The sequence below is a fragment of the Methylocystis sp. genome (genome assembly GCF_050246715.1).
Lineage (GTDB): Bacteria > Pseudomonadota > Alphaproteobacteria > Rhizobiales > Beijerinckiaceae > Methylocystis.
The window spans coordinates 1-7,548 of record NZ_JBFWVN010000093.1; the positions used below are offsets into that span (position 1 = coordinate 1).

Here is a 7,548-nt window from a genome sequence, read left to right on the forward strand (position 1 = left end):
TCCACGTCCGACGCCCCGCACCAACACCATCATTCGCAGCCGCCATCTGGTGTCCACCTCTTCGATGGTGGACACCTAATCAACTCCACATGCAGAGCGGTAGGCGGTCGTCCGATCACGCTTACGTGGCAAGCATGACTGCGGACGTGGAAGGCAGGGCCGGAACTGACCCGTAGGATGAAGGCCAAACCCATTGGAAAGGAGCCTTGGCAAACGGGAAACGGGGCCGACTCAGGAGGGCCAGCCCCGTCACTCAGCGCACGCCTTTAACCGGGGTAGGTAGTGGCGCCGCTAACTGTGCTCGTTCACTGGACTTTTAGCAGGCGCGCGCCTCGCCGTTTTGCGGCGAATCGTCTCGCCCGGCGAAGCAATGCGCAGACTGCGCCCCATGGCCACCCGTCTTGCGGATTGATGGAAGAACCTCTGACGTGACCCATTTGCGGAAGCGGTGCGCGGTCGAGCCCGGCGTTGTCGCGTCACGGCAACGAAGGACGAGGGTGTAAAGGCCTGACTCGGAGATGACGAGCAGCTCCTGCGTGCCGCCAAGGGTAGGAATTGAAGTCCTATCCTTCTCGTCATCATCCAGCTTCTCGACGGCCTTAGCTGTCCATTCCAGCCCCAACGTCTCGCAAACGTCCTTGGCGACGAACCACGGCGCAACGCCCCTCTCATCAGGCCTTCGCATCCGCCGTCAGCGCCCTCGCGATCGTCTGCGCGACCGCTTTGGCGTCGGCACCCGGCAGGCGATTGACGAGCCCGCGCCTGGTCGTCTCGCCTTCGAAATAGACATAGACCAGAGCGACGCCGCCGACATCTTCGACGACGAACGACTGGCCGGCTTGAAAGCAATGGGGATATTTCGTGCCCACCGGCCCTAAAGGCTAAAGGCGCGCCCGCCGACGCCGTTCCGGACATCCGGAACGATCGTTCTTCCTACTTTTCCCAACTCGTCGCAATCCACTCCGCACCCCGCTGGCTGTGGGCTGCGTTCGTCGCTTCATCATCTTCGCCACATCTCCTCGAATGCGCGCTCGAACCGCACCGCCGCCTCTCGACACCGCAGCGCCACGAGCGAGTTGTCCTGGCGCAGCAAGCCGGAGTGCGTGAAATTTCCCGCACCCTCGCGCAGGAGCTCGCCGTCGATCGAATAGGCTTTGAGATGCATGAACGGCGCTGGGCTCGCCTTGTAGCGGGCTTCGACGTTCGGCCTCGCGACAAGCCTGTCGTAGGCGTCAGCGAGCGCCTTTGGCGCGTGCACGTCGTCGCCGTCACGATAGATGCGGATGCGGACTCCGCGCGCCGCAGCAGCGTCGAGAGCCTCCACTATCGGGATGCTTGTCAGCACATAGGCGGCGAAGTCGATGGAATGGCGCGCGCGGCCGATAAGCGCGACGTCGATCGGCTCCAGGTTTTCCGATGGCGCATAGGCGACGCGCTCAAGATTGCATGGAGGCTTCGTGGTCGGCGAGGCAAGAAAGAGTGCGCCGATCCCGAAAAGAGCCGCCGCGCCAATTATTCCGGCCAAATATGCGAGATCGCGATTGTCATGTGACATCCGTGTCTTCCTCGAACTTGCCGGGGAACGCCGATTTGAACCGCTCCATCTGCTCGCGCGTCCTGAAGCCGATATGGGTCCAGGCGTTTATAGTCGCTCCTCCGAATTGCCGATCGCCTTCGATAGGCTCATCGCCAAAAGGTTCTCGATCGCGCCGACGAAAACTCTAGGGTCGTCCCTCATCAGCTCCACAACGCCAAGCGCCCGAGCCTGACGCCGTTGACATAGACCGGCTGTCGCTCGCTTAGCGCAATCATCTGCGCCACCGCCTTGGCGTCGGCGCTCGACAGGCGATTCCGAGACGGAAAGCGCCTCGGGCTCGGATGGACGTTCGAGCAATGGCTGTCGACGGCCCGGACGGCGGCGAAGGATCGGCGTAGGGCTCACGCCCTGCGACTTGCGGCGCAAAATATGCATGCTACTCTGACGACAGACCGACGGCCACAGTCCCCAAGCCCCCGGCCGTCACAAGAACGCCCCGACTGTAGATGTTACGGCGGGGCGTTTTGCTGTAGGAGATGCGCGCCCCGATCAGTCCGCTGACTGAGCGCTTGGGCCTTGTCGAATAGGTCAGACGCAGCCAGACTTTTGGTCGGACCGAGTCTTCCGGGGAATCCAAGTCTAAAGGCTACAAAAATTAGGATGGACGCCATGCTACGCAAGATATCGCTTGTCCTCGCAATGCTCAGCGCCTCGGCGCTAACATCGGCAGCGCTCGCCGCTGGGCCTGGCGGCGGCTATGGCGGGGGCCAAGGGGGCGGCGGCTACGGCGGGGGCGGCTACGGCGGTGGCGGCCATGATGGCGGCGATGGAGATGGCGGCTACGGCGGCGGCGATCACGGCGGACAAGGCGGTGGCGGCGGCGGTGGCGGTGGTCGCCGTGGCCGCGGTGGCGGCTGGGGCGGCCAAGGCGGTGGTGGCTGGGGCGGTGGCGGCTGGGGCGGTGGTCACGGGGGCGGCTACGGCGGCGGCTGGGGACGAGGGCGATACTGGGGCGGCCGTTGGTATCCCTATGGCGTCGGTCGGTGCTGGAGATGGACTCCAGCTGGTTGGATTTGGGTCTGCTACTAAACGGAGTCTGACGCTCTAATTGCCTTTGAACTCTATATCACAAGGAGCGGCGGCAGCCTCCTGTGTCGTCGCAAAATAACGCCCCGACCGTGGATGTAGCGGCGGGGCGTTTTTACATTTGAGATTGCGACGGCATGACCAACGTCTAATAGTTCGTCGCAAAGCGCTCTAAAGCTTCGACAAACGCCTCCCTCGCAGCCATCCCGCGCGCAATAGAATACGCTGACCATCTGGCGAGGAACCGAACCCCTGATGAGGTGAAGGCTCTAAAAGTGTAAACGATGCTCCGCATGAGCAACTCCGTTTGAACGCGCGCGCCCCTTTCAGGCGCTCCCCAAGCCCCAAATCGATCGTCCCGCCACTTACTTAAGATTTGGTCGATCTTGTCGAGACCGTCAGCGCCCGAGCGATCGCCTGCGCGACCGCCTTGGCATCAGCGCCTGAGAGGCGATTGACGAGCCTGTGCTGGCGCGGATCATCCTCGAAATAGACGTAGGCGAGCGCGACGACGCCGTTCGTTTTTCGACCGCGAAGGACTTGGCGCTCTTGCACCTTCAGGGCTTCTTACGCTGCCTGGTGCTGTGGGATGCAGCGGCGCCTTTTGCGCCAGCTTGAGACGCAAGCTCAGGGTTCCGCGAGAAACTCCGATTGGCGGGGGCGACAGCTTTTCCGCCCTTCTGCCCTGCGGTAGAAGCGAGTTCGGAGCTTTGCGAGAAGCTCCGCTTCTCAGGGGGAAGGCTCTTGCCGCCCTTGCTGGCAATCTCAACTCGTTTCTCTGGGCTCATAGAAGCGAACCCGCGCTTAATCTTTGTTTTCGGCTGCCCTTCCATATTCATTCTCGATTTCCGGTTGCTCACGCCAGCAAAACAATAAGTGTGCCAAGAATGGCGGCGCAGTCTCATAGCGCGAGGGCGTAGCCGGAACAAACGGCACGTGCTTGCTTCAGCAACTCCGCCCGCCGATGACTGGAGTGGCGCCGTCGCCATCTGGAGCGGCGGCCGATTTTGGCGGACGGCGCCGGCCCATACGCGACCGCCGTGGTCATGACCGCATGTTTCTACGTAGGCTATGTTCGACGCGACTGTTGACGGCGGCGACCGCCGCCAGCATACGCCACGCGCCTATGTCTAATTCAGCTTTGTTCCAAGTTCTCTAGCAGCGCTTGAATCTCGGCGGGCAATTCTTCGGTAATTATCTCGCAGAAATAATTACGCAATTCCCTGCCAATTTCCTGGAGGCTTGCGAAGGGCAGCTCCTTAAGTTCCGCCGCGAGCGGGCCGCTTCTTTGGTTATTTGGTTCTGTCATTACGCCCCCGACCAAGGCGCCAACCTTTGGGGCAACGGGTTTGTTCCCACGATCTATTGGAATTGAGCCGCGCCTGCGCTGCGGGGTCGCCACCCTGAGCTGGACGTGAAGCAAAAAAGCCCGCAGCTGTGAAGCTGCGGGCAAGGATTGCTGCTGTCGCTTCGGTCGAGGCGACAGCGCCCAATTAGCGCCGCTGCGCGCTATGGCAAGCGCAATCGATATACCTCTGAGCTTCTAACTTTCGGGCGTGCGACTTCCACTTTCGTCCTCTTCACCAAACGCCGCAAGGACGCCTATGAGGTGGCCATCACCTTGCATCTCGCGCGGGCAGATAGATTGCTTCAATTTTGGCGACCCTTTTTTCGATAAATTCGCGGAGATCACGAACGAATTCGATAGCGTCATCGCGCCGCCAATCGTCATCTTCGATCAACGCGTGATGGACAAAAAAGCAAAAATCATCAAGCGCTATTTCGACGCGAACCTTGTCACGAAAGGCGAGCGTCTTGGCGACGGCGGCGGCCTCTCGTCGACACATGAGTTCACGCATCAGCGCCGCGGTCATGTCAGTTCACGAATTCGGCGCAGACGCTCCTCGCGCTGCGCGATGGGATCGCGCCCATATACGTTGGGAGATGTCTTCAGGCATTGCTGCTCGAGATATTCGGACATTTGGTGACTCCAAAGCACAACGTCGCCAGTGAAGATCGGCCGGGCGGCAGGGCGATTGACCACCGGTTGCGTTTTGGCGGCGAGGCGCTCGATCTTACGCTTATGCTGCGCACGAGCCGCTTCCGGCGATGGCGGCGCGAAATCATATACGTCGGCCTCGAGGCTCAGAATTTTGATTTTGCGGCGACGGCGCTCGGCGTCATGATCAATTGCGCGAACGTCCTTTGCGGACCCGAAAACGCTTGCGCGCTGCGCCTTCTCGGACACGCCAGTGATCAATGCGTCCGCATTGCAAGGTATGGAAACAATCGAAATTTCAAGCAATTCAGCTTTCGTTACGCGGACGCGTCCGCCGCCTGCCGGCTGTGCCTCTTTCTCGACATACCCGATGGAAACCGCTCCCAGCACGCCGGATTGCACCAGCGCGAACGCTTCGTCGGCCGTCGGGCTTTTCCCAGGCGGCGGGAATGTGCCAACGCCTTCGAGCCGTCCGGCTGCTTTCGTGACAGATGCGCGTGCAATCGGTTTCGAGCGATCGTGCTGCAGCAGCATGACCGGATTTTTCTTGTATTGGGCGATGTCGAGCCCGGAGATGTCGATCGATTCATTAACGCGGTCGATGGAGTCGGTCGACGCAATGAATGAAAATTGACGCGGACCGAGGCCGTTCGCCTTGGTGGAGATTGTCGCCGCAAGGTATTTCGTGATCATTCCGCTGCCTCCGCATCTGCGATCTTGCCATGCTCGACAATTTCGGCAGCGCCGTTGCGCGCGAGTTGACCCGCCTGGTCTGACGTCACAATGGCCTGGTCGCCGACGACCATTGCCTTGCCGTTCAATTCGAGCCCGTCGCGCAGGCAGATGATCTTCGCGAAACCAAATGCGACTGGACCGGAGACTTCGATCGGCGCTCGGCGCGGGCGAGAGACGGGCGCAGCGGGCTGCGGCTGCGGACGCTGGGCCTGCTTGACTGCCTTCTACGCTGCGGGCTTCGCGGGCCATGGCGACGCCAGCGCCACGGCGGCCGCGCGATCCCGCTGCTGACGCCACAGCTCCAGTGTCTCTGCAGAGATGGCGATACCGTTCCCGAGATATGGCGGCGGGATAATGAACTCTCGGCCTTCGGCAGAGAAATCCTCGGCGTCGAGCTGTTGGACAACTTTTTGATGCTCGGCGAAAGCTTCGAGTGCGCGATCCATTGCCGCATCCAAAGCCTTCGCAGCGTCGTCATAATCGTGACGAAGCTCGGCGAGTCGCTGGCGGCGCTCTGCGTCAAGAAACTCGCGCAATCGCGCATGCAATTGCGGCTCGGCGAGCTCAAGACGCTCCAAAACGAGATGGGCGGCGTCGACGGCGGCGTCGAGGGCAGCAATCTGCTTGTCCGTTTCATCCCTCAGAAGAAGGTCGCGCCGCTGTTCTAACGCGCGGTCGATCGTGCTGGCCGCCTCCGCGCGCTCACTTTCAACGCGAGCAAGCGCTTTGATGACTGCATCGGCGCTGTCGAGCGCCTCAGCTTTTTGTCCGATTTCCCGCCGAAAATTTGGGCGATAATCCCCATGCCAAGCACCTCCTTCGCCCAAGATGCCCTAACGTTTTTGCAGTCGAAAGCGGTCGGGACTGCAAAATTAGCGACGGCTCCAAATTTCATAGATCTGCCGCCAAGCGAGCGGCGCGCCGCCGTTTAATCGAAGTATCTCGACGACCGCATTTAGGCGTTCGGACGACGGGGCGTGCTTCAATCCCGTCGCAATTCGCAAATCTTTAGCGAGCGCCTCCGCACGAACGGTCGCCGCGCCATCATAGTTAGCGATCGCGCGGATGATCATCTGGTCGCGCCGCGCCTTGATCTCCACGGACGTCGGCGGTGGCCGAAGGCGCTCGACTAGCAATTCAAGCTCCGCGCACGGTCGCGCAAGCTCCGCGTTCTCGCGCATCAGGGCCGACACGTAGCCGTAAAATTTTCGCCGCGCCGGCAGCGGAAGTAATCGCACGGCGGATGCCCATAGAAGCGGCGAGCCATCGTCATCGGAATCGGCCGCTGTCATTCTCGGCCGTTCCGCCGCTCCAACTCGGCCTCAAGAGCGGCGCGGAATTCTGGAGGCCGCTCGTCCTGCGAGTGACGCTCGCCCGGTCGAACGGGGGCGGCCAGGATGGTGCCGAACCGCGCCGGGTCCATCCAATGCAAAGAGTTTAGTCCAGCAGTGTGCGCCGCCAGCAATTCGAGATCGACGCTGGGCCGCTCAATTCGCGAAGACGCCGCGAGCTGATAACCGGCAATGACCTTCGCTTCCGCGAACAGACGCGCCTCTGGCACGTTGCGCGGATCGCAGGCAAAGGCGTAAAGCTCGCCGATGTCGCTCAGGCCGTGCACCAGATTGTTGCCGGCTTGACGACGTTTTCGATCCGATCGGCTGGCTGGAATGCGTGAACCGGCACGCCGCGGTGTTCGCCAACGGCAGGAATAGTGTCGTCGCTCATGCCGTCCCCCTTGTGTTCATCATCGACAGCGCACGACGATTAAGTTCCTCGGCGAGACGGTCGGTTTTTTCTGCTTTTCGCGCTTCTGGCGCTTTCGCCTCGGCGGGAGCCGGCGCGGCAGCTAGGGAGAGGCAAAACCGAAGTAATTCTTTCGCGGCCTGCACCCGCGGAGTGGGTTTCAAGCGCGGATTCCTCGCGATGCTTTCTAAGATCGCGATCGGATCGACAGGTTTCGGCACCGGCGTCTTCCGCATCGCTTTCGGCTTCGATCTCGATCTGGTCGTCGTCATTTTGCCTCCTAAAAAAAATTCTGAACCCTGCGCGCGCGCGTGGTCTACGACTAGCCCGTCTTATTCGTGACGGCGCGACTTTCGGCGTCGTCGTGATGTCGGGCGGCATGGCCGCGCGGCGGCGTTCGGGTTTTTCACCCCTTCTAGGACCGCACTTTATGGAACGCGTTGGAGGG

Annotated in this window: 13 protein-coding genes; 2 read left to right on the forward strand and 11 right to left on the reverse strand. The window is 61.3% G+C overall.

The window, feature by feature from the left end; genetic code table 11:
• Nucleotides 1-316: 316 nt before the first annotated feature.
• From AB7I51_RS17180 to AB7I51_RS17190, 3 genes are all read right to left on the reverse strand, one after another.
• Nucleotides 317-685: a BRO-N domain-containing protein gene (locus AB7I51_RS17180; RefSeq protein WP_428405482.1), complete on the reverse strand. Its 369-nt coding sequence runs from the start codon at nt 683-685 to the stop codon at nt 317-319.
• Nucleotides 672-869 (reverse strand): hypothetical protein, encoded by a 198-nt coding sequence (locus AB7I51_RS17185; protein WP_428405483.1) that lies wholly within the window; start codon nt 867-869, stop codon nt 672-674. Before AB7I51_RS17185 ends, AB7I51_RS17180 begins: the two co-directional genes overlap by 14 nt.
• A 131-nt stretch (nt 870-1,000) precedes the next feature.
• The gene (locus AB7I51_RS17190) at nt 1,001-1,555 is read right to left on the reverse strand and encodes a phospholipase D-like domain-containing protein (protein WP_428405484.1); all 555 of its coding nucleotides are present in this window, start codon (nt 1,553-1,555) and stop codon (nt 1,001-1,003) included.
• A gap of 651 nt (nt 1,556-2,206) precedes the next feature.
• Between AB7I51_RS17190 and AB7I51_RS17195 the strand changes: the two genes are divergently transcribed.
• A complete protein-coding gene (locus AB7I51_RS17195; protein ID WP_428405485.1) occupies nt 2,207-2,626 on the forward strand; it encodes a hypothetical protein in 420 nt (139 codons plus the stop codon).
• 366 nt (nt 2,627-2,992) lie between these two features.
• Here AB7I51_RS17195 and AB7I51_RS17200 read toward each other — a convergent pair whose 3' ends face one another.
• The 5 genes from AB7I51_RS17200 to AB7I51_RS17220 all read right to left on the reverse strand — a co-directional run bounded on the left by AB7I51_RS17200 (nt 2,993) and on the right by AB7I51_RS17220 (nt 5,443).
• Entirely contained in the window at nt 2,993-3,178 is a 186-nt protein-coding gene (locus tag AB7I51_RS17200) for a hypothetical protein (protein ID WP_428405486.1), read from the reverse strand.
• Between the two features lie 2 nt (nt 3,179-3,180).
• On the reverse strand, nt 3,181-3,612 hold the full coding sequence (locus AB7I51_RS17205) for a KGG domain-containing protein (protein WP_428405487.1): 432 nt from the start codon (nt 3,610-3,612) through the stop codon (nt 3,181-3,183).
• Between the two features lie 627 nt (nt 3,613-4,239).
• Nucleotides 4,240-4,497, reverse strand: coding sequence for a hypothetical protein (locus AB7I51_RS17210; protein ID WP_428405488.1), 258 nt, complete (start codon nt 4,495-4,497; stop codon nt 4,240-4,242).
• The gene (locus tag AB7I51_RS17215) at nt 4,494-5,315 is read right to left on the reverse strand and encodes an HK97 family phage prohead protease (RefSeq protein ID WP_428405489.1); all 822 of its coding nucleotides are present in this window, start codon (nt 5,313-5,315) and stop codon (nt 4,494-4,496) included. The genes AB7I51_RS17210 and AB7I51_RS17215 overlap by 4 nt, the downstream gene beginning before the upstream one ends.
• Entirely contained in the window at nt 5,312-5,443 is a 132-nt protein-coding gene (locus AB7I51_RS17220) for a hypothetical protein (protein ID WP_428405490.1), read from the reverse strand. Before AB7I51_RS17220 ends, AB7I51_RS17215 begins: the two co-directional genes overlap by 4 nt.
• 312 nt (nt 5,444-5,755) lie before the next feature.
• Here AB7I51_RS17220 and AB7I51_RS17225 point away from each other — a divergent pair, with 312 nt between their 5' ends.
• Nucleotides 5,756-6,025 (forward strand): hypothetical protein, encoded by a 270-nt coding sequence (locus tag AB7I51_RS17225; protein WP_428405491.1) that lies wholly within the window; start codon nt 5,756-5,758, stop codon nt 6,023-6,025.
• 204 nt (nt 6,026-6,229) lie between these two features.
• Here AB7I51_RS17225 and AB7I51_RS17230 read toward each other — a convergent pair whose 3' ends face one another.
• From AB7I51_RS17230 to AB7I51_RS17240, 3 genes are all read right to left on the reverse strand, one after another.
• The gene (locus AB7I51_RS17230; RefSeq protein WP_428405492.1) at nt 6,230-6,595 is read right to left on the reverse strand and encodes a hypothetical protein; all 366 of its coding nucleotides are present in this window, start codon (nt 6,593-6,595) and stop codon (nt 6,230-6,232) included.
• A gap of 50 nt (nt 6,596-6,645) precedes the next feature.
• Nucleotides 6,646-6,975 (reverse strand): hypothetical protein, encoded by a 330-nt coding sequence (locus AB7I51_RS17235; RefSeq protein WP_428405493.1) that lies wholly within the window; start codon nt 6,973-6,975, stop codon nt 6,646-6,648.
• A gap of 103 nt (nt 6,976-7,078) precedes the next feature.
• Nucleotides 7,079-7,336 carry a hypothetical protein gene (locus AB7I51_RS17240; RefSeq protein ID WP_428405494.1) on the reverse strand — a complete coding sequence of 86 codons (258 nt, stop codon included), beginning with the start codon at nt 7,334-7,336 and terminating at the stop codon, nt 7,079-7,081.
• Nucleotides 7,337-7,548 lie beyond the last annotated feature (212 nt).

What these genes read in the sequence shown, in the direction of transcription:
- AB7I51_RS17180 (WP_428405482.1), bottom strand. Translation starts at nt 685, where the DNA reads ATGCGAAGGCCTGATGAGAGGGGCGTTGCGCCGTGGTTCGTCGCCAAG.
- AB7I51_RS17190 (WP_428405484.1), bottom strand. Translation starts at nt 1,555, where the DNA reads ATGTCACATGACAATCGCGATCTCGCATATTTGGCCGGAATAATTGGC.
- AB7I51_RS17195 (WP_428405485.1), top strand. Translation starts at nt 2,207, where the DNA reads ATGCTACGCAAGATATCGCTTGTCCTCGCAATGCTCAGCGCCTCGGCG.
- AB7I51_RS17205 (WP_428405487.1), bottom strand. Translation starts at nt 3,612, where the DNA reads ATGGCGACGGCGCCACTCCAGTCATCGGCGGGCGGAGTTGCTGAAGCA.
- AB7I51_RS17210 (WP_428405488.1), bottom strand. Translation starts at nt 4,497, where the DNA reads ATGACCGCGGCGCTGATGCGTGAACTCATGTGTCGACGAGAGGCCGCC.
- AB7I51_RS17215 (WP_428405489.1), bottom strand. Translation starts at nt 5,315, where the DNA reads ATGATCACGAAATACCTTGCGGCGACAATCTCCACCAAGGCGAACGGC.
- AB7I51_RS17240 (WP_428405494.1), bottom strand. Translation starts at nt 7,336, where the DNA reads ATGCGGAAGACGCCGGTGCCGAAACCTGTCGATCCGATCGCGATCTTA.